Origin of the sequence: Streptomyces kaniharaensis (genome assembly GCF_009569385.1) — a bacterium.
GTDB lineage: Bacteria > Actinomycetota > Actinomycetes > Streptomycetales > Streptomycetaceae > Kitasatospora > Kitasatospora kaniharaensis.
Map to the genome: position 1 here is coordinate 4672375 of NZ_WBOF01000001.1, position 21909 is coordinate 4694283.

19 protein-coding genes and 2 tRNA genes are annotated in these 21909 nt (G+C 68.3%); 12 read left to right on the forward strand and 9 right to left on the reverse strand.

The window, feature by feature from the left end:
- The first annotated feature begins 456 nt into the window (after nucleotides 1-456).
- The 6 genes from F7Q99_RS21105 to F7Q99_RS21130 all read left to right on the forward strand — a co-directional run bounded on the left by F7Q99_RS21105 (nucleotide 457) and on the right by F7Q99_RS21130 (nucleotide 5898).
- On the forward strand, nucleotides 457-1221 hold the full coding sequence (locus F7Q99_RS21105; protein WP_153463646.1) for a LysM peptidoglycan-binding domain-containing protein: 765 nt from the start codon (nucleotides 457-459) through the stop codon (nucleotides 1219-1221).
- 255 nt (nucleotides 1222-1476) lie between these two features.
- Entirely contained in the window at nucleotides 1477-2169 is a 693-nt protein-coding gene (locus F7Q99_RS21110) for an alpha-ketoglutarate-dependent dioxygenase AlkB family protein (protein ID WP_407697869.1), read from the forward strand.
- 259 nt (nucleotides 2170-2428) lie between these two features.
- Nucleotides 2429-3289, forward strand: coding sequence for an acyl-CoA thioesterase (locus F7Q99_RS21115; RefSeq protein WP_153463652.1), 861 nt, complete (start codon nucleotides 2429-2431; stop codon nucleotides 3287-3289).
- Between the two features lie 224 nt (nucleotides 3290-3513).
- A complete protein-coding gene (locus F7Q99_RS21120; RefSeq protein WP_153463655.1) occupies nucleotides 3514-4305 on the forward strand; it encodes a DUF1684 domain-containing protein in 792 nt (263 codons plus the stop codon).
- A gap of 52 nt (nucleotides 4306-4357) precedes the next feature.
- The gene (locus F7Q99_RS21125; protein ID WP_153463658.1) at nucleotides 4358-5686 is read left to right on the forward strand and encodes an MFS transporter; all 1329 of its coding nucleotides are present in this window, start codon (nucleotides 4358-4360) and stop codon (nucleotides 5684-5686) included.
- A gap of 138 nt (nucleotides 5687-5824) precedes the next feature.
- Nucleotides 5825-5898, forward strand: a tRNA-Pro gene (locus F7Q99_RS21130).
- 115 nt (nucleotides 5899-6013) lie between these two features.
- On the opposite strand, the gene F7Q99_RS21135 is transcribed toward F7Q99_RS21130, so the two are convergent.
- Together F7Q99_RS21135 and F7Q99_RS21140 are read right to left on the reverse strand one after the other, a co-directional pair.
- On the reverse strand, nucleotides 6014-7213 hold the full coding sequence (locus F7Q99_RS21135) for a tyrosine-type recombinase/integrase (protein WP_326846939.1): 1200 nt from the start codon (nucleotides 7211-7213) through the stop codon (nucleotides 6014-6016).
- A gap of 109 nt (nucleotides 7214-7322) precedes the next feature.
- Nucleotides 7323-7973, reverse strand: coding sequence for a helix-turn-helix domain-containing protein (locus tag F7Q99_RS21140; protein WP_153463661.1), 651 nt, complete (start codon nucleotides 7971-7973; stop codon nucleotides 7323-7325).
- A 78-nt stretch (nucleotides 7974-8051) separates the two neighbouring features.
- Between F7Q99_RS21140 and F7Q99_RS21145 the strand changes: the two genes are divergently transcribed.
- The 6 genes from F7Q99_RS21145 to F7Q99_RS21170 all read left to right on the forward strand — a co-directional run bounded on the left by F7Q99_RS21145 (nucleotide 8052) and on the right by F7Q99_RS21170 (nucleotide 12024).
- Entirely contained in the window at nucleotides 8052-8336 is a 285-nt protein-coding gene (locus F7Q99_RS21145; protein WP_230210273.1) for a hypothetical protein, read from the forward strand.
- Nucleotides 8337-8393: 57 nt separating this feature from the next.
- Nucleotides 8394-8464 (forward strand) — tRNA-Thr (locus tag F7Q99_RS21150).
- A 391-nt stretch (nucleotides 8465-8855) separates the two neighbouring features.
- The gene (locus F7Q99_RS21155; RefSeq protein WP_153463664.1) at nucleotides 8856-10211 is read left to right on the forward strand and encodes a S8 family peptidase; all 1356 of its coding nucleotides are present in this window, start codon (nucleotides 8856-8858) and stop codon (nucleotides 10209-10211) included.
- A gap of 13 nt (nucleotides 10212-10224) precedes the next feature.
- On the forward strand, nucleotides 10225-10482 hold the full coding sequence (locus tag F7Q99_RS21160) for a hypothetical protein (RefSeq protein ID WP_153463667.1): 258 nt from the start codon (nucleotides 10225-10227) through the stop codon (nucleotides 10480-10482).
- 559 nt (nucleotides 10483-11041) lie between these two features.
- Entirely contained in the window at nucleotides 11042-11590 is a 549-nt protein-coding gene (locus F7Q99_RS21165; protein ID WP_153463670.1) for a hypothetical protein, read from the forward strand.
- Nucleotides 11587-12024: a PIN domain-containing protein gene (locus F7Q99_RS21170; protein ID WP_153463673.1), complete on the forward strand. Its 438-nt coding sequence runs from the start codon at nucleotides 11587-11589 to the stop codon at nucleotides 12022-12024. Before F7Q99_RS21165 ends, F7Q99_RS21170 begins: the two co-directional genes overlap by 4 nt.
- A gap of 145 nt (nucleotides 12025-12169) precedes the next feature.
- Here F7Q99_RS21170 and F7Q99_RS21175 read toward each other — a convergent pair whose 3' ends face one another.
- The 7 genes from F7Q99_RS21175 to F7Q99_RS21205 all read right to left on the reverse strand — a co-directional run bounded on the left by F7Q99_RS21175 (nucleotide 12170) and on the right by F7Q99_RS21205 (nucleotide 21909).
- The gene (locus F7Q99_RS21175) at nucleotides 12170-14779 is read right to left on the reverse strand and encodes a TniQ family protein (protein ID WP_153463676.1); all 2610 of its coding nucleotides are present in this window, start codon (nucleotides 14777-14779) and stop codon (nucleotides 12170-12172) included.
- Nucleotides 14776-15912: an ATP-binding protein gene (locus F7Q99_RS21180; RefSeq protein ID WP_153463678.1), complete on the reverse strand. Its 1137-nt coding sequence runs from the start codon at nucleotides 15910-15912 to the stop codon at nucleotides 14776-14778. Before F7Q99_RS21180 ends, F7Q99_RS21175 begins: the two co-directional genes overlap by 4 nt.
- Nucleotides 15909-18080 carry a helix-turn-helix domain-containing protein gene (locus tag F7Q99_RS21185; RefSeq protein WP_326846940.1) on the reverse strand — a complete coding sequence of 724 codons (2172 nt, stop codon included), beginning with the start codon at nucleotides 18078-18080 and terminating at the stop codon, nucleotides 15909-15911. The genes F7Q99_RS21180 and F7Q99_RS21185 overlap by 4 nt, the downstream gene beginning before the upstream one ends.
- On the reverse strand, nucleotides 18077-18829 hold the full coding sequence (locus F7Q99_RS21190) for a TnsA-like heteromeric transposase endonuclease subunit (protein ID WP_153463685.1): 753 nt from the start codon (nucleotides 18827-18829) through the stop codon (nucleotides 18077-18079). Before F7Q99_RS21190 ends, F7Q99_RS21185 begins: the two co-directional genes overlap by 4 nt.
- A gap of 89 nt (nucleotides 18830-18918) precedes the next feature.
- Nucleotides 18919-20838, reverse strand: coding sequence for an ABC transporter ATP-binding protein (locus F7Q99_RS21195; RefSeq protein WP_326846941.1), 1920 nt, complete (start codon nucleotides 20836-20838; stop codon nucleotides 18919-18921).
- A 32-nt stretch (nucleotides 20839-20870) separates the two neighbouring features.
- Entirely contained in the window at nucleotides 20871-21293 is a 423-nt protein-coding gene (locus F7Q99_RS21200; protein ID WP_195911131.1) for an NUDIX domain-containing protein, read from the reverse strand.
- A gap of 76 nt (nucleotides 21294-21369) precedes the next feature.
- Nucleotides 21370-21909 carry an NUDIX domain-containing protein gene (locus F7Q99_RS21205; RefSeq protein WP_153463692.1) on the reverse strand — a complete coding sequence of 180 codons (540 nt, stop codon included), beginning with the start codon at nucleotides 21907-21909 and terminating at the stop codon, nucleotides 21370-21372.

Genomic DNA, 21909 nt, shown 5'->3' on the forward strand with positions numbered 1-21909 from the left:
TGTTCTCGTGGTCGCAATGTGTCGATGTCGGTGGCAGGCCTGCCGGAATGCCTCCGTGAGGTGAATCACGGTGCTGCGATGTCCGATCAAGGAAATGACGGATAAAGCAGACATTCCGGTCAGGATTGTGCGCCTATTACCGCCGGTAACCCTTGCGTGAGCTGGGCAGACCGTCGAAGTTTTGGTTTCCCCGCCGACGGGCTCGTAGCTTCTTCGACGGCGCAACGAGCGCCACCCGGGTTCACCCCCGAGGCACAGCCCGCCGGGTCGCACCGGCCGAGGCGCGTGCCCGCCGGCACGATCGCTCGAACGGAGCGCCGGCGAGCGGCTGGGTGGCCGGGGCGGCAGCGGCACGTCCGACACGTGCACGGCCGCCCGACGGACGCGGCAAGCGAACGCGGCCCTCCCCAGGGCCTGGTTCCGCATGCCCGCCCCGGGGCTGTCGAGAGGAACCCCATGACCTTCCGTAACGAGACCACCGCTGCCACCCCCTCCACCGCCACCAAGCGCAACCGCGTCCGGATGGCTGTCGTGGCGGGCGCCGCTGTCGCGGCCCTGCCGGTGGCCGGCCTCGTCACGGCCACCTCGGCCTCCGCCGCCTCCGTCGCCACCTGGGACGCCGTCGCCCAGTGTGAGAGCGGCGGCAACTGGGCCATCAACACCGGCAACGGCTTCTACGGCGGCCTGCAGTTCACCAACAGCACCTGGGCCGCGTTCGGTGGCACCGCGTTCGCGCCGCGCGCCGACCTGGCCACCAAGGACCAGCAGATCGCCGTCGCCGAGAAGGTCCTCGCCTCCCAGGGCCCCGGCGCCTGGCCCGTCTGCTCCATCAAGGCCGGCCTGACCAAGGGCGGCGCCCCGGCCGCCGTCAACACCTCGACCGGTTCGGCCGCGGCTTCGACCGCCGCCAAGCCCGCCGCCCCGGCTGCCAAGCCGGCCGCCAAGCCGGCTCAGGCTCCGAAGGCTGCGGCTGCCCCGAAGGCCGCTGCCGCGCCGAAGAACGACGTCGCGCCGAAGGCCGACAAGGGCGCCCAGTCCTGGACCGGTTCCAACGACGCCAAGCCGGCCAAGGGCGGCAGCTACACCGTCAAGTCCGGTGACACGCTGAGCGCCATCGCCGCCGCGCAGGGCCTCGACTGGCACGACCTGTACAAGAACAACGCCAAGGTCATCGGTGGCAACCCCGACCTGATCTTCCCGGGTCAGACCCTGAGCATCTGACGTCCGGTCGGTCGTCGACGTGGCTGCGTGCTGATACGCCGACGAGCTGACACCACGGCCGCTTGTCCGCCGCGCGGGGGAGCGGCCGTCGGCGTGTCCGCTGCGTTCGCCGCGTCCTCTGCGTCCTCTGCGTCCTCTGCGTCCTCTGCGTCCTCTGCGTCCTCGTCCGGCGTGTCCGGCGTGTCCGGCGTGTCCGGCGTATCGGGGTGAGGGCTCCCGGGCCCGGTTCCGGGGATGCGGGAGGATGGTGGCGTGATCCAGGGCGAGCTGTTCGGTGACCCGTCGGGGGCCTCCGCCGCGCGCGAGCGCTCCGAACCCGCGCCCGGCGCCGTCCTCCTCCCCGGCTGGCTGGACGACGACGCCCAGCTGAGCCTCGTCGCCGCCTGCCGGGAATGGGCCCGCGGCCCGGCCGGCCTGCACAGCGTCCGGATGCCGACCGGCGGCATGATGTCCGTCCGGATGGTGAGCCTCGGATGGCACTGGTTTCCGTACGGCTACAGGCGTGTCGCGGACGACGGCGCACCGGTCAAGCCGTTCCCGTCCGAGCTCGGTCTGCTGGCCCGCCGGGCGGTGGCGGACGCCTACGGGCCGGGCATCGCCGACATCGCGGGCGCCGCCTCGTACGAACCGGACATCGCGATCGTCAACCACTACCCGCACGGCGCGAAGATGGGTCTCCACCAGGACCGCGACGAGCGGACGGACGCGCCGGTGGTCTCGCTCTCGCTCGGCGACACCTGCGTCTTCCGGCTCGGGAACACCGAGACCCGGACCCGCCCGTGGACCGACCTGGAGCTGCGCAGCGGCGACCTGCTGGTGTTCGGCGGCCCGACCCGCCTCGCGTACCACGGGGTGGTGCGGACGCTGCCGGGGACGGCGGACCCGGCGCTGGGACTGGTGGGGCGGCTCAACATCACCGTGCGGCAGTCGGGGCTGGCGGCGGAGTAGCCCGGGCTGTCGGGCGTGGTCTGTTGTTGGGCGTGGGCCGTTGTCGGGCGGGGTCTGTTGCCGGGCGGGTCCGTGGCCGCGACGTCGGCAGCGCCGATCGGGCACTCGTTCGAGTGAATCGGGTGCGCGACCCCGGTGAGCGGGAATTCCCCGGGTCGCTGGAGACTTCGAACCGGCTGGAGAATTCGAGAGGAACGGGCTCCGGCAGCCGGACGGAAGACCTCCGCCCGGGCCACGGGCCCGGAGAGGAAGCGCACCCATGGGAACCCCCGTCGACGATCTCGTCGATCTGCTCGACCTGGAGCAGATCGAGCTGAACATCTTCCGCGGGCGCAGCCCCGAGGAAGCACTACAGCGGACGTTCGGCGGCCAAGTCGCCGGCCAGGCGCTGGTCGCGGCGGGGCGCACGGTGGACGGCGAGCGGCCCGTCCACTCGCTGCACGCCTACTTCCTGCGCCCCGGGGTCCCCGGCGTGCCGATCGTCTACCAGGTCGACCGGATCCGCGACGGCCGTTCCTTCACCACCCGCCGGGTGCTCGCCATCCAGGGCGGCCGGTCGATCTTCGCCCTCACCGCCGACTTCCACCTCCCCGAGGAGGGCGGCATCGAGCACCAGTACCCGATGCCGGCGGTCCCCGCCCCCGAAGAGCTGCCCAGCGCCCTGGAGGAGGTCGGCTCGCGGCTCGGCGAACTCCCTCCGTTCATCAGCCGCCGCCAGCCCTTCGACATCCGCTACGTCGACCGGCTGCGCTGGACGAAGGAGGAGCTGACCGACGTCGAGGCGCGCAGCGGCGTCTGGCTGCGGACGAACGGCGCGCTGCCCGACGACCCGCTGATCCACGTCTGCGCTCTCACCTACGCGAGCGACATGACGCTGCTGGACGCCGTCCGCGCCCCCGTCGAGCCGCTCTGGGGCACCCGGCACTTCGACATGGCCTCGCTGGACCACGCGATGTGGTTCCACCGCCCGTTCCGGACCGACGACTGGCTGCTGTACCAGCAGGAGTCCCCGATAGCCAACGGCGCGCGCGGTCTCGCACGCGGACAGATCTTCGACCGGAGTGGGCAGCTGGTGGTGTCCGTGGTGCAGGAGGGCCTGTTCCGCCCGTTGAAGGGGTGAGGTCGCTGCTGGTACGGGTGTCCTGCCGTTCCCTCCGTTCCCGTACTGCGGGTGCTCGCGGGAATGATCCGGCCGGGTGGCCGGTGTTGTGCTGGTTGACCGAGATGGTGACCGTGAGGTCGACCGCGACGGTGGCCGAGAGGTGACCGAGAGGTGGCCGAGAAGGTGACCGAGATGGGACGGCCCGACCGACGGGCCGCGGACCGGAGTGGGAGGGTCTGCCGATGACGGCGACGGCCGCGGAGGACTGGAAGCACTGGAGCGACAACCGGGCGGCGTCGGTAAGCGCGCCGCACGGCCAGCTCGCACTCACCGGCACGCACTGGATGGAGCCCGAGCCCGTCGAGATCCCCGGCCTGCCCGGGCGCTGGTGGGCCGACGCCGAGGGCGTCCGGGTCCGCGCGGCGGCGGCGGACGGCATCACCGTCCGCGGAGTCGCCGGCCCCGTCGACGGCGAGGTACTGCTCCGGCCGGACACCGACCCGGCCGCCGACACCGCCACCCTCGGTGACCTGCTGCTCGTCCCGATCGAGCGCGAGGGCGAGCTGGCCCTGCGGGTCTTCGACCCGGCATCCCCCCGCCGGGCGTCCTTCGCCGGCATCTCCGCCTACCCCTACTCGCCGGAGTGGGCCGTCCCGGCGGTCTTCACCCCGTTCGAGGACGGCGACGCCCAGTCCGTCGTCGTCCCGAGCGCGGACGGGAAGGACCGTCCGCTGGCCGTCACCGGGGAGATCGCGTTCACCGTCGCCGGCGAGCACCGCACGTTGACGGTCAGCCGCGCCGGCAACGGCCTCAGTGGCGTCATCGCCGACGCGACGAGCGGCATCGACACCTACCGCTTCCGCTTCATCAACCTCCCCGCGCCGGACGCGGACGGTCGCACCGTGCTCGACCTCAACCGGGCCTACCTGCCGCCGTGCGCCTTCGCGGACCACTTCATCTGCCCGTTCCCGCCGCCCGGGAACCGGCTGGACTTCGCGGTGGAGGCGGGGGAGAAGCAGGTCCTGACCAGGTAGGCGGTCGGCCGGCCGGGCCCCGGTGGGGGCGGCGCGGACGGCCGGGCGGAGCATGGGGGCTGTGTCGACCGATCATCATCCTTCCGAGGCGGATGTCCCGCAGTCCGCCGCCCCCACGCCCGTCGCTCCCGCATCTTCTGCCTCGCTCCCGTGGTATCGACGGTCCCTCGCCGACCTCAGCCCGCTGCGCGACCACCCCGACTACCGGCGGGTCTGGTCCGGCCAGGCCGTCTCCTCCATAGGCCAGCAGATGACGGCCGTCGCCGTCTCCGTCCAGGTCTACGACCTCACCGGCTGCGCCTTCGCGACCGGCCTGGTGGGCCTCTTCTCGCTGGTCCCGCTCGTCGCCCTCGGCCTCTACGGCGGAGCGATCGCCGACAGCGTCGACCGGCGCAAGCTCGGCCTGACCGGCTCGGCCGGCCTGGCCACCGTCTCCGCCCTCCTCGCCGCCCAGGCACTGGCTGGCCTCGGCCAGGTGGCCGTCCTCTACGCCGCCGTCGCCCTCCAGGCCGGCTTCTTCGCGCTCAGCTCGCCCGCCCGCTCCGCGATGATCCCGCGCCTCGTCCCCGCCCACCAGCTCCCCGCGGCCAACGCCCTGAGCACCGTCAGCATGAACCTCGGTCTCACCGTCGGCCCCATGACCGGCGGTCTCCTCATCGGCGCCTACGGGGCCCAGGCCGCCTACCTCGTCGACACCGTCGCCTTCACCGGCACCCTCTACGCCATGTGGCGCCTGCCCGCCATGCGCCCACTCGGCGACCGCAAGGGCCGCGCCTCCGTCCTCGACGGCCTCCGCTTCCTCCGCGAACAGCCCAACCTGCGCACCAGCTTCCTCGCCGACCTCGCCGCGATGATCTTCGGCATGCCGCGCGCCCTCTTCCCCGCCATTGCGGTCACCTTCTACGGCGGCGACGCCCGCACCGTCGGCCTCCTGGTCTCGGCCCCCGCCGTCGGCGCCCTCGTCGGCGCACTCTTCTCCGGCTGGGTCGCCCGCATCCACCGCCAAGGCGCCGTCATCCTCGCCGCCGTCGCCGCCTGGGGCCTCGCCATCGCCGCCTTCGGCCTCGTCCGCAACCTCTGGCTCGGCCTCCTCCTGCTCGCCCTCGCCGGCTGCGCCGACACCGTCAGCATGATCTTCCGCAGCACGATGATGCAGGTCGCCGCCCCCGACGAGATGCGCGGACGCCTCCAGGGCATCTTCATCGTCGTCGTCGCGGGCGGCCCCCGCCTCGGCGACTTCGAATCCGGCACCGTCGCCGCCCTCACCAGCCCCGCCACCTCCGTGATCACCGGCGGCCTCGCCTGCGCCGCCGCCGTCCTCCTCCTCGCCGCCCGCCGCCCCGCCTTCCTCACCTACGACGCCCGCCACCCCACCCCCTGACCCGCCCCACCTCGAAACCTGGCAGCGAGCACCCCTCCACGTGCTGTATTGTTTTCCACGTCGCCGGGACAACCGGAGACAAGGTCGAGAAGCCGATCAGCAGAGCCCCCCAGGCCCCGCCGCCCGGCACCGAGACCACGGGACGTGGCGCAGCTTGGTAGCGCACTTGACTGGGGGTCAAGGGGTCGCAGGTTCAAATCCTGTCGTCCCGACTGGAGTTCGCTCCATTGTCGCAGGTCAGGGCCTTGTTTCACGAGAGTGAAGCAGGGTCCTTGATCGTTTTCCGGGCCTGCCTCTCACAACTTCTCACATCGGTGATGATCATGGTCAGCCGAGCAGCTCACCCAGCTTCTCCGAACCCGCCTTGAGGCTCTGCGGATCGGGGTGCACGTAGACCCGCTTCGTAAAGCTGAGGTCCGAGTGACCGGCCCACGCGGACACCACCGTGTCGGGGACGCCGTTGTTGGCCATCCACGAGAGCGTGGCGTGGCGGGCGTCGTAGAGGCGGACCTTTCGAACGCCGGCGGCATCCATGAGTTTGTACGCCTCACGTCGGAGCTTGTCCGTCTTGAGTGGGTTTCCCAACTCGTCCACGAGAACATATCCGCTGTCGTTATAGGCCGGTCCGGCAGCGAGTTTCTCCGCTGCTTGGATCGCCTTGAATGCCTTGAGCGCTTTGTGCGCGGGGGTCGGCAGCGGAAGGGTTCGCTTTCCGGCCTCGGTCTTGGTGTCCTTCTCGACGACCTTGTTCCGGACTCCTTTCTCCAGTGTGCGGTCGTAGACGATGGTGCGGGTGTTCTGGACGGCGATAGTGCTGGCTCCGTCGAGATCGACGTCCTCGTCCCAGCGCGCGCCGCACACCTCGGCGGGACGCTCCGCGATGAGTGCCAGCATCATGGCCGCGTAGAGGCGGTGACCCTTGATCGCCTCCAGGAAGGCTTTGACCTCGGTCTCGTCCCACGGGACGCTTTTCGGCTTGGCCGCCTCCGCCTTCTTCTTCGCCTCACGGGAGATGGTCACGTGCTGGGCGACGTTACGCACCATCAGCCCGCGCCGGACGGCGAGGTTCAGGGCGGCGCGCAGGCGCCCCAGGGCGAGCCGCACGCTCCTGATGCCTAGTCCGGTTCCGGGCTGGCCGCCGCGTCGCCGACCACTGGTCAGCATCCAGTCGACCAGGGCCTCGATGTCCTCCTCCGTGAGGCTCTGGAGTTCCTTCTCGCCGCTATGGGTGCGCACCGGCACCATCGCGCTCTCGTAGTTGGAAGCGGTCCCCTCCTCGACGTCGCGCGTCGCGCTCTTCAGCCAGATGTCCAGCAGTCCGTTCAGCGTCATCTTGCTGGGCGCCACGAACGAGCCGGTGCTGCGCTCATGGCGGATGCGGGCGAGTTCGGCGAGTGCCTCCTTCTTGGTCTTGAAGGTGCGTGTGAGCTGCTTGCGCTTGCCCTCGGCGTCAACGCCGATGTCCACGACCAGGCGGTAGCGGCTACTCCCATCCTTGTGGGTGATCTTGCGTATGGGTTCCTTCACGTAACTTCCTTGCTTGCGAATCGGGTTGGCGCGGCGAGCATGCGCCGAGGCGGTGCTCGTTCGCTGGCATTGGCCAAATCGCGCGGACCCGGTCGCGTGAGTGAGCCCCTCACTCGCCGATCTCGGAGTGGTCTTCGGGCTGGTCCACGAAGGCAAGCTCGGCGGGCAGCGCGGGTGGCGTCAGGCCCCGCGCGCGCATCCTGTCGCGGAACGTCCTGAGATCCCGGCAATCATCGAATGCAAGTTCCTCGTAGCCTGCAGCCTTCGCCAGCAGGTCGGCTCGGCGGCTCGGGTCCAGGGTGGTGCCCGCCTTGCGTCGTCTGTCCTTGGCGAGGGCGGTGGAGGTGGCGGCTGCTGCCACGGACTCATCGTGTGCGCGGAAGGTGTCCAGCAGCTCGCGCTCGCTGCCTGCGGGCGGGATCTCCATCGACGGCGTCTCCCCGGTGAACCAGGCCACGGCCTCCCAGGTCGACACCGCCCGTCCGGGGAGCGCCTCCACGGTGGCGGCAGTGCCGACCGGGAACAGCAGGCTGATGGGCGGGATGCCGAGGGCATCCGCGATGACCAGGAACTCGGCCAGATCGACGGAAGTCCGGCGACCGGTTTCCAGGTTTGTGATCGTTGTGCGGGGGATGGCCAACCCGCGGTCCGCGCACAGCTGCGCGAGCTCGGGCACCGTGAGGCCGGCGGCGTCCCGGGTCGCGCGGATCCGTTCTGCTACCCGAGCGGCGACGTCCTTCGACCATTGATCAATGCTCATGGCTACATGTTAGCTCGTGAAAAAGTGTTGCTGCAACATCCGTGATACAACTGCTCCCGCTGGTTGGCCGATATGAGCATGGAGGGCATCATGGCGACATCTGATCTGGCTCGAGGCGGGCGCGCCCTGACGGGCGAGGAGCTACTCGCTCTGCCTGCCGTCATAGACCTCGACACGGCGAACCAGGCGTTGGCTATCGGCCGCAGTACGGGATATGGCCTGGCGAAGCGGGACCAGTACCCGGCCAAGGTGCTCAGGCTGGGCAATACGTATCGAGTGGTTACGGCCGATCTGCTTCGGGTCTTGGGGGTCGAGCGGCAGCCCGCGGGTGGCTGGTTCACTGGTGAGGGGGTCTGCTGCTGATCACGACCTCTGTGCATGACGGCGTCGAAGTCCGGGCTGCAGCCTCTCGGAAGCAGCGCCTGTTCCGGGTTCGTGGAGCCTGTGCACTCGTGATGCGTAAGTCGCGGGTTCGAATCCCGCAGGCGGCTCAGGAAGGCCCAGGTCACATAGCCCGTGACCTGGGTTTTTTGCTGCCTACTACCCCTGGATCTGCTCGTGCCAAGCTGCGGTCAGCCGCATCGAGCCCGCGTGAGGCCATGGTGCAGCCATTAGTGCAATGGCACTGCAGAAGTGTGGCCGCCACTGGTTGCGGCGTGGCCGCGCCGACCCTCGCAAGACTGTGGGGCTCCTACAAGCCGCAAGATCGCCAAGAAGCATCCCACTCGCTACTGGCCACGGCGCTGCCCGCCTAGGTAGGCCGGTTGCCTCTTCATGAAGTAGTGCGGACCCATGGTCCGCCACCCGTTCGCCGAGACAGTGCCATTGGAGGAGCCTGGAAGGGAGTGCCCGCAGGCGCACGATCAGCAGGTGGTGGAGGCAATGCGCATCCTGATCCAGATCCGGCCCGTCCCTGACGTCACTTCGGCTGTCATTCATGACCCGGAGAAGCAGACTGCGGCCGATGTAGCCGGAGACCTTCCGGGCGTCGAGTTGGACGAGTCATATCCGCCAGTGGCTCTACCGAAGCCCGTGCCGAAGGCCGACGACGGCGATCCGCTGTCGATGCACCAAGCAATGACCTTCTCGCTTGAGCCGGATTCGGCGAGCGTCCTGGTCCGAGGGGAGATTGCCGATGACGACGTGGCCTCGCGCCGGGCTCGGCTCAGCGCCAGTAACCCCGACATCGTTGGCATCTTCTCTGATCCGGTGATCGAGACCATGCCCGTGTGCCCAGGCGACGGCCCGAGCGGTACTTGGCAGGACGTGGGTGACCGCCTCAAGGTTCCAGAGCTCCTCGCCCACGGGATGGACGGCGCTGGCGTCCCGATCGCGGTAGTTGATACCGGCATCAACGCGGACCACCTGGTCACAGCAGGTGCCGAGATCGCGGTCGACGCCGCCAGGAGCTGGACCCCGGCGAGTGCGAGCCACACCCCAGGCCGCTTCGATGTCGGCCATGGAACCATGTGCGCCTTCGCGGCCGGGATCGCTGCACCACAGGCCGCGTTGCTCGACATAGCCCTGCTCCGGACTCGGCGGAGGGCGCGCAACCGTATGGAGGCACTCACATCGGATGGCATCGTAGCCTTTGCGTACCTGCGAACCATCCTGGAAAGCATGGAGCAAGACCACAAGGCGCTGGTTGTGAGCAGCAACAGCTGGGGGTCGTACGACCCCGCGTGGGACTTCCCGGTGGGAGACCCCGCGAACTACTCGGACAACCTGAGTCACCCGTTCAACATCGTGGTGGGCGCACTGGAAAGCGCTGGCGCGGACATCTTATTCGCGGCCGGCAACTGCGGCAGGCCCTGCCCTTCCGGCAAGTGTGTCTACTCGGAGCGGACCATAGTGGGCGCCAACTCGCACCCCGACGTCTTGTCCATCGGAGGTGTAGACATCCAGGACGAACGGGTCGGCTACTCCTCCCAGGGGCCGGGCCGGTTGGACCGGCACAAGCCTGACATATGTGCCTACACTCACTTCCTGGGGTCGGAAGTGTACGGACCTGGCTCCGCGGACAGCGGAACCTCAACCGCGTGTCCTGTCGCAGCTGGAGTACTGGCTGCGATCAGGAGCAGATTCCCGTGCGGAACGATCTCCCCCGAGGCGATGCGCGAGATGGTTCGGGGCGCGGCCAATGACGTAACCGGGCGGGGGTTCACAGATGACTACGGCCATGGGATCGTTAGCGTCCCTGGATTGCTGGAGAAACTTGGAGTGCAGGGACTCATCTGACTGGCGGTGCAGGATGCTGAAGGAACACACCCTCCTCATGACCGTGGCTCTCCCAAGGGGAGCGACGATGCAGCATGCCCTCGACAAGCTCGGTCTGTCAGCTGAGGAGATCGATCAGGAGTACGGCCTGGTTTCCCTGGACCCGAGCCGGGGACTCTACGTCCTGCTAGTGGCGGAGTCCGCCGCCGCCCGCATCAGAGATCACGGGCAGTCTGGCGAGTACTCTGGGCCCTTCGCGAACCCCAAGATCGAGCCGTTCGGGCCCGTCTAACGTACTCCGGGGTCCCGACCGGTCCGTTCGGCCGGAACCCCCGGGCTTTACGGCTCAGGCTGTTTGCTCGCTCGCTTCGGATGCTGGCCGTGCGGGAGGTTTCGCATCCGGGGCAGCGCGAGTGCTGCTGCGATTGTCGTGCTCTTCGAGCTGGATCTGGGCCAGGAGATCGATCCTGGCGGTGTCGAGCCGGTGGTTCTACTGTCCACGCGGCTGGCGCCGATCCCGATGCCCGAAGATCCCCTTCCACGGACTCTGTGCGGCCTCGACACGGAATCCGCAGGTCAGGAGCCTTTTTAGGGCTCCGGAGCAGACGTTCCCTGCCGGTGTCCCAGGCGTTCGACAAGCAACCTCGACCAACACCCCTTATACGGCTTGTCGAACGCCTGGGACACCGGCAACGTTCCCGCGCCATACGCTCGCCTTGGTGCCGACCAGCAGGACGCGGGATGCTGGCCGTACGGCCCGGAAGCATCGTCCCGCCGGACAGGGCATTCTTCTAGCCGAAATGACGCCGACCCTCGTACCGTGAGGACCAGGAAGAGGGAGAGGTGAAACGATGACCATCGAGTCGCCGGAGCGGCTTGACCTCCACCAGAAGGGCCAGGAGCCGAAGGCACTGACCCTGGTGGCTGCGGAGGATGCAGTCCACTTCGCCGAGAACGTGGTGGTGCGCCTCTGGGACGCCCTGTCGGACGCCGACCGCGAGCGCGCCCGCCCGGTTCGGGACGCCGTCAAGGTGATCCTTATCGTTCACGTTTCCCAGGATCCGGAGCACGAGCACTGGGTACAAGAAAGCGTGCGCGGGCTGCTGGAGCCGCGGATCTCGCACCAGGCTGACCGGTGGTGGAAGCAGGTCCTCGGCGCCACCATTCTCGCGCACGCCAAGATCGAGGCTTCCGCCGAGGTCGAGGCTTCCGCCGAGGCCGCGAAGCGGCGCATCCTGGAGAGCACCGAGAAGGCTCGGGCCGGTGGTGTCAGCGCGACCGCGGTTCTGCGGGAGATGCGGGGCCAAGACCGTCAGCTGAGCAAGCGGTACGTGCAGGCCGAGGAGACCAAGGCTAGTCGGGAGCGCCAGGAGGAGTTCCGCAAGGCGGTTGGCCTGTGACTGAGCGCCCTTTTCTGCTGGACGCATCCGCCGTGCTCGCCTGGGCGTACGACGAGATCGGCGGTAAGGACATCGGTGATCTTCTCTCCCGGTCGGTGATCACCGATGTGAACCTGGCCGAGGTCATCAGCACTGCTATGCGCCTGGAAATCCGCAACCCTGAGCAGCTGGCCGAGGATCTGGTGGCGGCCGGCTTGGAGGTGATCCCGGCGCAGTTCGCGCCGGTCCGGCTGGCCGAGCTAGTACGACTGCCCAAGATCCACTTCACCGGTGACAACGGCGAGCCTCAGAGGGCGGAACTCTCACTCGGCGACGCCATCTGCATCGCCACGGGTGAACAGCTCGGTGAGGCGGTCGTCATCACCGGCGAACGTGGCTGGAAGGAGTTCCACGACCGGGGGGATCTGCGTGTAGTTATCCAGCTCTTCCGCTGATCACACACCGACAGCCCTTCCTCGTCAGCCCGGCACACTGGCGTATCCGAGGTCAGTTACCGCTATAGGGTCCGCGACTGCATGCGCATCGCATCCTGCGGGAACGTCGAGAGTCGAGGCTGATGCGCACTGGCTGTGTCCGCTGTCAGTGCGCACTACGCCTCCCTGGCTGCGGTTCGCCAGTAACTGTCTGTGATGAGTGGCGGTCGAGCAGAAGTAGCAGGAGCTCGGCTTCTGCGAGGAGCTCACGGCCGGGAGCGGTGGCCGCGAGCGGGCTGGTTCTCCATGTGATCACGGGGAATCCTGTCGTCTTCTCGATGGCGTTGATCTGGTAGCGCAGGACGCTGTCGCGCAGCCCCAGTGCTTTGGCTGCCGCCGCAACGTGTGGCTGTCCGGGGAGTTGGATCAGATGGCGGAGTCGTTGAACGCAGTTCGGGGTGCGGTTGACGGCTGCCATGGTCGGCGAGAGCTGGATGTCGAGCGGTGCGAAAGGGTTGGAGTGCAGCCCCGGGGTGTTCCGGGGGATTTCGTACTTCTTGATCAGCTTGATGACTGGGTTCTTGTGGAGACCGAGCTCGCGTGCGATGTCTGGGGCGCTTCGGCCCTTGATGCGGTACTCGGTTTCGAGCCAGTCACGGTCGATAGTGCGTTCGAAGACACCGTTGGGACGACGCTGCGGGGTCGAAATTCCTGCTTCTCGGAGGGCTTGGCTGACCGTGCTGCCACTGCAGCCCGCGAGTCGGCCTATCTGAGCTGTCGTCATCTTCTGCTTGATGTAGCGATCGTGTAGCTGGTCGGGAGCGAGCGGGCCGACTCTCGGGACGCCCTTGCCTCTGGTGCGGCCGGTGGGTCGGCGGGCCGGCTTGGGTGAGGGCGTGATGGTGATGCCGAGGCTTTCGCAGTAGAGCCTGAAGTGGGTCGTGGTGAGACCGAGCTCTCGGACCAGGAGGGCTTCAGAGAAGCCCGCTGCCGCAAGGTGGGACGCAAGACCGTGATCGATGTTGTCGCTGTCGAATCCCGGCCAGGTGTCGACGGTGGCCCAGTCGTCCGGGGGTTCCCAGCGGACCGGCTCGTCGATCCCGAATCGCTCCAGATTGGCCTCGGCTTGGTCATGGAGGAAGTCTTTCAACGGTCGAGGCATGTGTAGCCGGAATCGGTGATGAGTCGTGATCTTGTCCTGGACGGATTCCGGAGAAGAGCCGAGGAGGAGGTCAAGAAGATGCCATCGGATGAGCCTCGTTCGGGCGGGCTCGGAGTCCCAACCGAGCTTGGTGGAGATGGTGTTGAGGGCTGGGAGGTCGAGTCGGATGGTGTCCTCTCGGAAGAGCCTGCGGCGGCGGGCGTAGTCGATGGGAGCCCCCTGTTCGTCAATCGCCCAAGCCAGTTGAGCGATCACGGAAGCCAGCACGTCCTGGGGGTAGGAGTCCAGCATCCTGCGCGCCTTGGCGTTGGGCTTGTGGTCCAGGAGCGCGGTGGCGGGGCCATAGTCCAGGCGGGTGCCGGGAAGCATGAGCAGGGTGCTGGCGGCTCGTCGGAACCTGTCAGCTGACCGGCCATTGGCCAGGGCGGGTGTAAGGAGGCGCATGGTCCAGGACGGCCAGAGCTTGTCGGGCAGCGAGGCAGCCCGCCGACGGATCTGGTCTTGGGTGAGGCTTCTCCAGTAGGGACGGGGTGCGGCAGTGCCGTAACGCACTCGTGCGATGAGGGTCAGGTCGGCATCGAGGCGAGCCAGGGCGTATCCGGAGAGGTGCGGGCTGGCTCGTCTCCAGGCGGTGGCGCGAGAGCTCGGACTGGAGCCGTCCTGAGCGGTGCTCAACTGGTCGCTGGTCTTGAGGATCCATTCGAACAGCTTCGGGTCGGCCGGTGTGGGACGTGGGTCGGCCAGGCGGGCCAGCGCCGTCCCGATGGCGATGCTGCGGACGTCGGTGGCGTCCTGGGCGTGAGTCTGGATCGGCATTGCGCCACCGGTCTCCTCCAGCACCTGGTGGACGACCCGCGGTGCTGAGCCGAGGTCGGTAGCAAGACCGGCAAGGGATCGCCAGCCCAGGGAGTACATGTCGTGCAACTGCGTTCGCGCCGAACCCGGTTGGGAGAAGCGGTCCTGGAGCAGAGCATCGACGTGCTGCTGAGCCTGAAGGACCAGGCCGGATGCCGGCAGAATTTGGGCAGGTGACTGGGCGAGCGAGAATCCGCAGGCGACGAGGACTCGGCGGCATCCTTCGGTGCGGTGCCGGCCTCGGGTGCAGTGCGCCGGTTTCGAGGGGCCGCCGACGCGGGTTCCCTGCGCGCGGACGAACTGCTCGCAGGCGGGGCATCGCTCCAGCAAGAGACGGCGGTGCCGCAGGCAGGCGAACGACCAAGGCTGGCGCCAGGCCAGCAGCCACCGGCCGCGGGTGTCGTCCAGGCAGGCCGGGCAGAACCGGCTGTGGGTGCCGTAGTACCGCCAGGTCGGAGGACGATTCATGCCGTCCTGGCCTGACTTGAAGGTGACCGTCAGCCCTTCATAGGGTTCCAACGTCATCGCGGCGAGCTCCTGTGGGCTCAGCCCGGTCACCTGGCTCAGGATCTCGCGTTCACTTCCGCTCAGGCGTTCGGTCATGCGTGAGGGGCGGGACCCCCGGAGCCCAACGAAGGCCATGAAGACGTGGGTGGTCACCCTCAGCCGCCGTGCGTATGCCTCCAGCCAACTGTCCAGTGCTTCTCCGGGCAGAGGAGGCACCCAGATCGGGATCCGCTGGTCGGTCCACTCCTTCATGCCGACTTCCTTCGACGCTGCGGCTTCGGCGCCGGGTGTGTGGTCAGAAGACCGGCTTCGATTGCTGCCTGGAGTTCCTTGCGGGCCTCCTCGGCAGCGGCGTCGTTCTTGACCTGGTTCATCAGGTCTATGTCGAGGCGCTCGCGACCGGATCGGATCGCGCGCAGGCAACCGCGGTTGATGAGTGCCATGAGTGAGGCAAAGTGTCCGGTGGAGCGGGCGTAGAGGTAGTCCGACAGGTCCCGGGCGAGCATCCCCGGGTACTTATCGGTCAGGACGAGCTTCTGCTCGATCGTCTTGAGCAGGGTCTGCCACTCAGTTCGCCCCTGATCGTGTTCGATCTGGAAGGGCGCCAGGGTCAGTGGGGTGGTGCGGCGCCCGAACTGGGCGAGCTCCGTCTGCTGGCCGGAGAATCCTTCACGCAGCACACCGCGATGTTGGACGCCGACGCCGACGTAAATCAGGGTGACGGGGAAGACGTTCGCCAGGTACTTCAACTGGTTGGCCATGCGGACCGAGTTGGAGTTCACCCCGGCGAGGAAGTGGATATCGTCGATGACGATCGCGGAGGTCCTCATGGACAGCACGGCGTCAACGGCCCGTTCGGCCAGTGTGTCGGCGTCTCCGGTGACAGGCAGGCCGTAAAAGCGGCAGATTGCCGCGTTCAGCCCCCGGATCCGGGTGTTGCCGCTCAGCGCGATGTAGATGATGGGGACTCTGCGGTGTCCGCTGGGTGTGGTCTCCCCACGCAGGGCCACTTGTTTGCGGAACAGAGCACGTCCGTAGGCCCGAACCGCCGTGCTCTTGCCGAGCCCCGGATAGGCGTCCACCAGGGCCGCCGGCTTGGTCTTGTCGCCGTCCTGCCGGTTCGACTCGACGATCTCCGCCAATCCATCGTGAAGGGAGAGGAGTTGGGGTGTTTCGATAGGGCCGATGTTGGCGTGCCATACCTCCCGGCCGTCGTTGTGCACCAGCAGCTCCCGGGGTGACAGGTCGGCGAGCTGGGCACGGGTGAGCTGCTCGGGCTGGATGCGGTCCGGTCCGTTGACCTCCTGCAGCCAGCCCGCCAACCGGGTGGGGGTGTACTGGCGGTCATCGCCCTCGAACGGCTCGATGCCAGCCTCCGTGCTCAACGGATGTCCCAGACGTCGGCGTAGTAGTCGTCCTCATCGATCTGGGCGGCGCCGTCGCCGGGGAGGGCAGCGTCGCACTCCCCGTCCTCGTCGTCGTCCCCGCCCAGATCCGCGTCGCCCGGCGCGACCAGGTGCAACTCCGGCGCGGTTTGCTGGTCTCTGCTCTCCACCGGGGCGTTCAGGGCAGCCAGGCGGCGCACAGAAGGAAGGTCGGCGACGGCGTCGGCCGGGGCGTCCTCAGTGACCAGATGCAGGCGTTCCTGCGAAAGTCGCACCGCCATCCGCCGCTCGGTGCGGTCTGCGGTCAGCCCCGTGCCCCAGCGTTCCAGCAACTCGATCAGGGCGCGCTTGGTGTCCGGGAACCGGTGTGTCTTGGCCGCGATTCGCCGCGCGTACTTCAACGCCTCCAGGCTGGCCGGCCCGTTCAAGGCCGGGGCGTGTTCCCAGTCCAGCCGATGCCATAGGTGCGGGGCTTTCGGGTCCTGGAAGTAGATCTTCCTGATGTCGGCGCGGTCCACCCCGACCGGCCACTTGCCGGCATGCTCGCCGCGGTGCGCGCTGATCTGGTTGCGGTAGTCGTTGAGCCCCGGGCCGTTGTAGCGCAGCCCGTTGACTTCCACCCCGTAGCGGTGGATGGGGCACCACTCCTCCTCCAGGAACTCGAACGCGAGCCCCGGCCGGGACGGGATCCGCAACGGTCCCGCCCTGGTCACCCCGTGTTCGAACATCTCCAGCGGGCTCAGCTTCAGACCCGGGACCTCCGGGATCGTCAGCCCTCGGTGGACCCGCCTGTGATAGATCAGCGTGATCCACTCGCGGATGATCGCCTCCAGCTCGTCCAGGAAGAAGTACGCCTCCTCCTCGACCTTCTCCCCCCGACTGTGCACGTCCGGGCCCTTGTAGCCGGGCAGTGCCGCCAGCAGGCCCTGGTTGAGCGTTTTGAACCACCGCTCCACCGGCTTGTCGGTGGGCGTATACGGACGCGCCGGCTGCAGAGAGATGTCGAGTTTCGCGCAGACGCTCGCGATGTGGTTCGAGACGTAGACCTTGCCGTGGTCGTAGATGATCGTCTCCGCGGCGACAGGCGGCAGCAGCGGTTGGCCGTGGGCGTCCACCAGCTTTTCAGCGTCCAACACCACGGTGGATGGGACGCCGCAGTACGGAAGCGGCTCGCCCCGGTCGTCCGGCACTTCGCGGGGGCGGATCGTCTCGAACAGGACGCCGGCCACATCCGTCGACTTCGTCGACACCGGTGTCAGCCGCAGTCCGGTGATCACCTTGCTGTAGAGGTCCATGGCGATGGTGAGCTCGCACCGCACCCACCTGCAGGTCACCGGCTCCATCGCGAAGACGTCCAGGCTGTTGGTGTCCAGCACGACGTACTCACCAGGACGCGTCGCGCGCAGCCTGCCGTAGACCCCCTGCGGGCTGTTCGCGATCGACCGCTTGCCCTTCGTGCTTCCCTCGAACGCGTTCGTCCCTCGGCCCAGCTCGCGCAGCAGGGCATAGCCGGTTGACTGCTTCGGGATCCGCACCGCATCGCGACCGTACTCCTTGGCCAGACGCTCCTCGATCTCCATCAGCACCAGACCCCGCACCGGGCGGCTGGACTTCTCGTATCCCTTGATCACCGATCGCGCCATCTCCACCCAGCGCGGATCCGCCCGGTCCAGGACGCCTCGGGCCTGACGCTTGCTCACCAACCCCGCCGGGCCGGCTTCCTCGACCTTGGATACCCAACGGCGCACCGTCGCCGGGTCGACTCCCAGCTCTGCGGCCTTCGCCCGGTACCGGTGCATCAACGGCACCCCCGGGGCGTAGTCCGGCCGCGGCTCGCCTTCCAACGCCAGTTCGGCAGAACCCAACTGATAACCGCAGCGGACCTCCTGGACATGCCGGAACCGGACAGTGAGCGCATCGTCCTCAGCGCCGCTGAGACCACTCAGCAGCACTGCGGCCGCCGGCTCTGCAGGCGGAGCCTCCACCAGGAACTCAGTCGAGGGATCGGCCAGCAGTACCGAGAGGTCGACCTGCCGCCACGAGGGGCGGCCGTGGGCCGACGACTGCTGCAGCAGGACCCGGCGGCCCTCGATCTCCGCGATGGTGAACTGCTCGCCGTCGTAGGTCAACGGCAGCCCCGGTCGAAGAGTCGTCGTCCACGTACTCACGCGGACCTCCGCAGAACCCAGTCGCCGCTCAGGGGGCGGGACAGATCAGTAGTCAGGCGACCGGACCACACCAGTGCCAACAGTGCAGGACGCGCCTCGTGATCCGGCCGTCCGGCCGCCAGCCGACGCTCGGCGACCCCGAGCCGGTCTCCGTCCCGCACGCACTCCCATGCGCGCTCGATGTCGGCCTCCGGGACCAGCCCTGGACGGCGGTAGGCCGCGAGGAATCGGACGTTCTCCAGCAGCACCCGATCCGCTCCGGACCAGATCTCGTACTCCCAGCCGTGCCGCCCGACCAGTTCACCCGGCCAGGCCAAGGCTTCCGCGATCTTCGGATCTGCGGCCCGGTCAGCAGGTTTGACGTTCACCACCCGCACCACGCCCGAGTCCATGACCAGCAGGAAGTCGGGCACGTGCCGACGTACCCGGCCACCGACCCGGGCCGTCAGATGGCAAGGCTGGGCGTAGATTCCACGCACTGCAGGATCCATGTCGGCCAGGAGAAGTCGCGCGAGCTCCAGACGGCTCTCATAGACCACTGGGCCGGCCATCGTCGCCGATGCGTAGCGCCCCGAGTAGTGCGTCTGGCCATGGACGGAGCGGAACTTCCTCCACGGCACAGACCAGGTGAAATCCGCTAACCGCAGGTCTCCGAAAGGGACCTTCCGCACCGATGCGTCGTCGTACCGGATCGACGCGATCGGCTGTTCGTACTTCCCGCGGACTCGGGCTGGACTCTGAACGATCATAGGAGGGACCTTAGTTACCGTCCGGAGTCGATGCGCAGCGAATCCTGGAATTGCGTATTCACTGCGCATCTCACGTATCCATTGCGCATTCATCCGTGGAACCTAGAACCGCGTTGGTTGGGAATCCCGCGGTCGTTCTGCAGCTGCCACAGCTCGTGGAAGAGGCCAGCCGTGTCGGCAACGAGTTCGATGAAGGTGCCCTGCTGGATGATGCGGCCGTGGTCGAGGACCACGATGCGGTCCGCCATGGCGACGTTGGCGAGGCGGTGACTGACCAGCACCACGGCGCGGTCACGGGCGAGAGCGCGCAAGCCGGAGAAGATCCGGTGCTCGGCACGGGGATCGAGCGCGGAGGTCGGCTCGTCCAGGACCAGCAGGCCCGAACGCCGGTAGAAGGCCCGAGCGATGGCGATCCTCTGCCACTGGCCGCCGGAGAGCTCCTGGCCGCCCCACATCTCCCGTGCGAGGAGGGTGTCCAGGCCGGCGCGCAGATCGTCCAGGACATCGATGGCCCCGGAGGCGACGGCGGCGGCGTGGACCGCCTCGTCACCACCGTGCGGTTGGCCGAGGGTGATGTTCTCGCGGGCGGACAGGGGGAAGCGCGCGTAACTCTGAGGCACGACCGCTGTTTCCCTCCACAGGGCCGCCGGGTCCAGGTCGCGGGTGTCGGTGCCGTCCCACGTGACCGCGCCTTCGGTGGGGATGTAGAGGCCGGCCAGGATCTTGGACAGGGTGGTTTTCCCGGAGCCATTCTCACCGACCAGGGCGACGACTTCGCCACGACGGAAGTCCAGGCTGATCTTCTCCAGCGAGGGGGTGTCGGATCCGGGGTAGGTATAGGTCAGGTTCTCGGCCCGGACCAGGGCGGGGGCCGCCGGGCTCTTGTTGCCCCGGTTGAGTCGATGGCCGCCCGCCTCATCCAGGAACCTCGACCAGTCGTCCAGGTAGAGGCCCGACCGGTACAGGTCGGCCCCGTACCCGACGATGCCGTGCAGGCCGCTGGCGGCGGTGCTCAGAGCGAAGACTGCAGTGCCGGCGGAGGCCACCGACATGTGCCCCGTGGCCAGCAGGACGACCACCGCCGCCCACACCAGCGCAGAGGCGAGTCCGGAGGCGATGGCCCCGACGATGTATGCCTTGGCACTGCGCCAGGCGGCCCGATTGGTGGCGGTGGTGACGCGCTCGCCGGTCGTCCGGTAGCGGTGCGTCAGGAACGGCGCCATTGTGCCCGAGCGGATCTGATCGGCGGGTTCCTTGTTCACCAGGTACCAGCGCAACAGGTTCAGCACCCGCCGGTCATGGAAGGTCTCGACCATCGTGACGTAGGAGATCCGGGCGGCTCGCACGGAGGCGATCCCCTGGGGGAGGGCCGCGAGGACCAGGAGCGGGAGGAGCGCAGGGTGAAGGGCCGTCAGGACGACGACGGCGGCGACGAGGGACGCGGCGGAGGCGATGACGTTCTGGGTCTGGCCGATGAGGTCACGTGAGACCTCGGCCCCGCGGTCGGCCGCGTCGAAGCGGTCGTTGTATCCGGCGCGGTCGTATGCGGTCAGCTCCGCGTTGGTCGCCGCGTCCAGCAGCATCATCTCCGCCTCGCGGGCGACCCTCGGGGAGATCCGGGAGGACAGCGCGCTGATGGTGATCCCGAGCAGGGACCGTAGGCCGGCCGCCCCGGCGACGACCGCGATGGATGGGATCGCCTGGTGGAGGCGGTCGGTGATGTGCCCGGAGGCGATCAGCGCTTTGATCGTGCCGGTGGTGGCCAGCAGCCCGAAGGCCCCGAGGAGCCCGGAGGCGGCCTGGCAGATCAGCAGGACGGCCACGGCGACCCGGTCAACCCGCCACGCGAGGCCGAGCGTGCGGCGCATCAGGCCGGGAAGCCTCCTGGCCATGTTGCGTGCGGTGATGGACTCGGCGATGTCGAGCCGGTCGCCGCCGGGGTGCTGGAACGTCAGCTCCTCGCTCGGCGTGGTGTCAGTCGGGGTGTCGGGGGTGGTGGTGTCGGTCACGGTCACCGTCCAGTCCGGGGGTGTGAGGGGCGCTATCCGAGGTAGCCGGGGGTGTGGAGCAGGACGGTGGCGCCCTCCGTGCGGGCCTGGAGACCACGGATGAGTCGCTGTACGCCGTGCTCGTGGAGGAGGGCGGCGGCCTGGTCCGGGAGGAAGAACCCGTGGTCCGCCACCTCGTTCGGCTGCGGCTGGATCGGCGTGTCGGCGGGGGTGGTGCCCGCATCGAACATGAAGTGCACCGCCGGATGGGCGTGGCCGTTCTGTGCGGGGATCGGGTCGCGCCACTCGATGACCAGCGGGCGGACCTCCAGCACGAGGCCGGTCTCCTCACGGAGTTCACGCACGGCGCACGCGGCCGGGGTCTCGCCGTGGTCGATCATTCCGCCGGGCCAGCCCCAGGTGTCGCGGTACGGCGGTTTGAGGAGCAGGACCCGGCCGGCCGGATCAGTCACCATGACGCTTGCTCCGATGTAGGCGCGGGGACCATGCCGGCCAGCCATTCGGCCTCCGAGAGGTCCGCGAGGCTCATGATCACGGCTCCAGGCTCTTCGGCCGCACGCACTGGACGGGCTGGTGCTCCGCGTACATGGTGGTACGGGTTCGGCGGGAAGCGTCGGTGTGCGCCAGGCGGTCGAAGGTGAGCGGGTCCATGACCGTCCGCCACTGGTCGATGGTGAGGACGCGCCACTCGGTGTGCTCGGCCGGGTCGAGAACGATCGCGTCGAGCTGAGCGTCGGTGAGGGTGCCGCCGTTGAAGACGAAGCCGACCCGGCATAGAGGCCAGCCACCGCCGACCGGCGCGAAGTTCATGCCGATCAGCCGACACTCACCTGTGAACGCGATCCCGGTTTCCTCCTTGCATTCCCGCACCGCCGTCTGCCACGGAGTCTCGCCCTTGTCGGTGTTCCCGCCGGGCCACTGCCACAGGTCGGGGTTGATGGTGGACCGCAGCCCGAGCGGCCGGCCCTGGGTGTCGGTGAAGTACAGGCACCCGTACATCGTGGCGTTGGCAATGGTCCGGACGTACTTCTCGGGTGGGAACCACCCGGCTACCTTCGTTGAGTCGGTCAT

Coding starts and splice junctions, on each gene's coding strand:
- F7Q99_RS21200 (WP_195911131.1), bottom strand. CDS start 21,293: ATGGTGACTGATCCGGCCGGCCGGGTCCTGCTCCTCAAACCGCCGTAC.
- F7Q99_RS21145 (WP_230210273.1), top strand. CDS start 8,052: ATGGAGGGCATCATGGCGACATCTGATCTGGCTCGAGGCGGGCGCGCC.
- F7Q99_RS21175 (WP_153463676.1), bottom strand. CDS start 14,779: ATGAAGGAGTGGACCGACCAGCGGATCCCGATCTGGGTGCCTCCTCTG.
- F7Q99_RS21125 (WP_153463658.1), top strand. CDS start 4,358: ATGGGGGCTGTGTCGACCGATCATCATCCTTCCGAGGCGGATGTCCCG.
- F7Q99_RS21105 (WP_153463646.1), top strand. CDS start 457: ATGACCTTCCGTAACGAGACCACCGCTGCCACCCCCTCCACCGCCACC.
- F7Q99_RS21115 (WP_153463652.1), top strand. CDS start 2,429: ATGGGAACCCCCGTCGACGATCTCGTCGATCTGCTCGACCTGGAGCAG.
- F7Q99_RS21155 (WP_153463664.1), top strand. CDS start 8,856: ATGCGCATCCTGATCCAGATCCGGCCCGTCCCTGACGTCACTTCGGCT.
- F7Q99_RS21140 (WP_153463661.1), bottom strand. CDS start 7,973: ATGAGCATTGATCAATGGTCGAAGGACGTCGCCGCTCGGGTAGCAGAA.
- F7Q99_RS21190 (WP_153463685.1), bottom strand. CDS start 18,829: ATGATCGTTCAGAGTCCAGCCCGAGTCCGCGGGAAGTACGAACAGCCG.
- F7Q99_RS21205 (WP_153463692.1), bottom strand. CDS start 21,909: ATGACCGACTCAACGAAGGTAGCCGGGTGGTTCCCACCCGAGAAGTAC.
- F7Q99_RS21160 (WP_153463667.1), top strand. CDS start 10,225: ATGCTGAAGGAACACACCCTCCTCATGACCGTGGCTCTCCCAAGGGGA.
- F7Q99_RS21165 (WP_153463670.1), top strand. CDS start 11,042: ATGACCATCGAGTCGCCGGAGCGGCTTGACCTCCACCAGAAGGGCCAG.
- F7Q99_RS21120 (WP_153463655.1), top strand. CDS start 3,514: ATGACGGCGACGGCCGCGGAGGACTGGAAGCACTGGAGCGACAACCGG.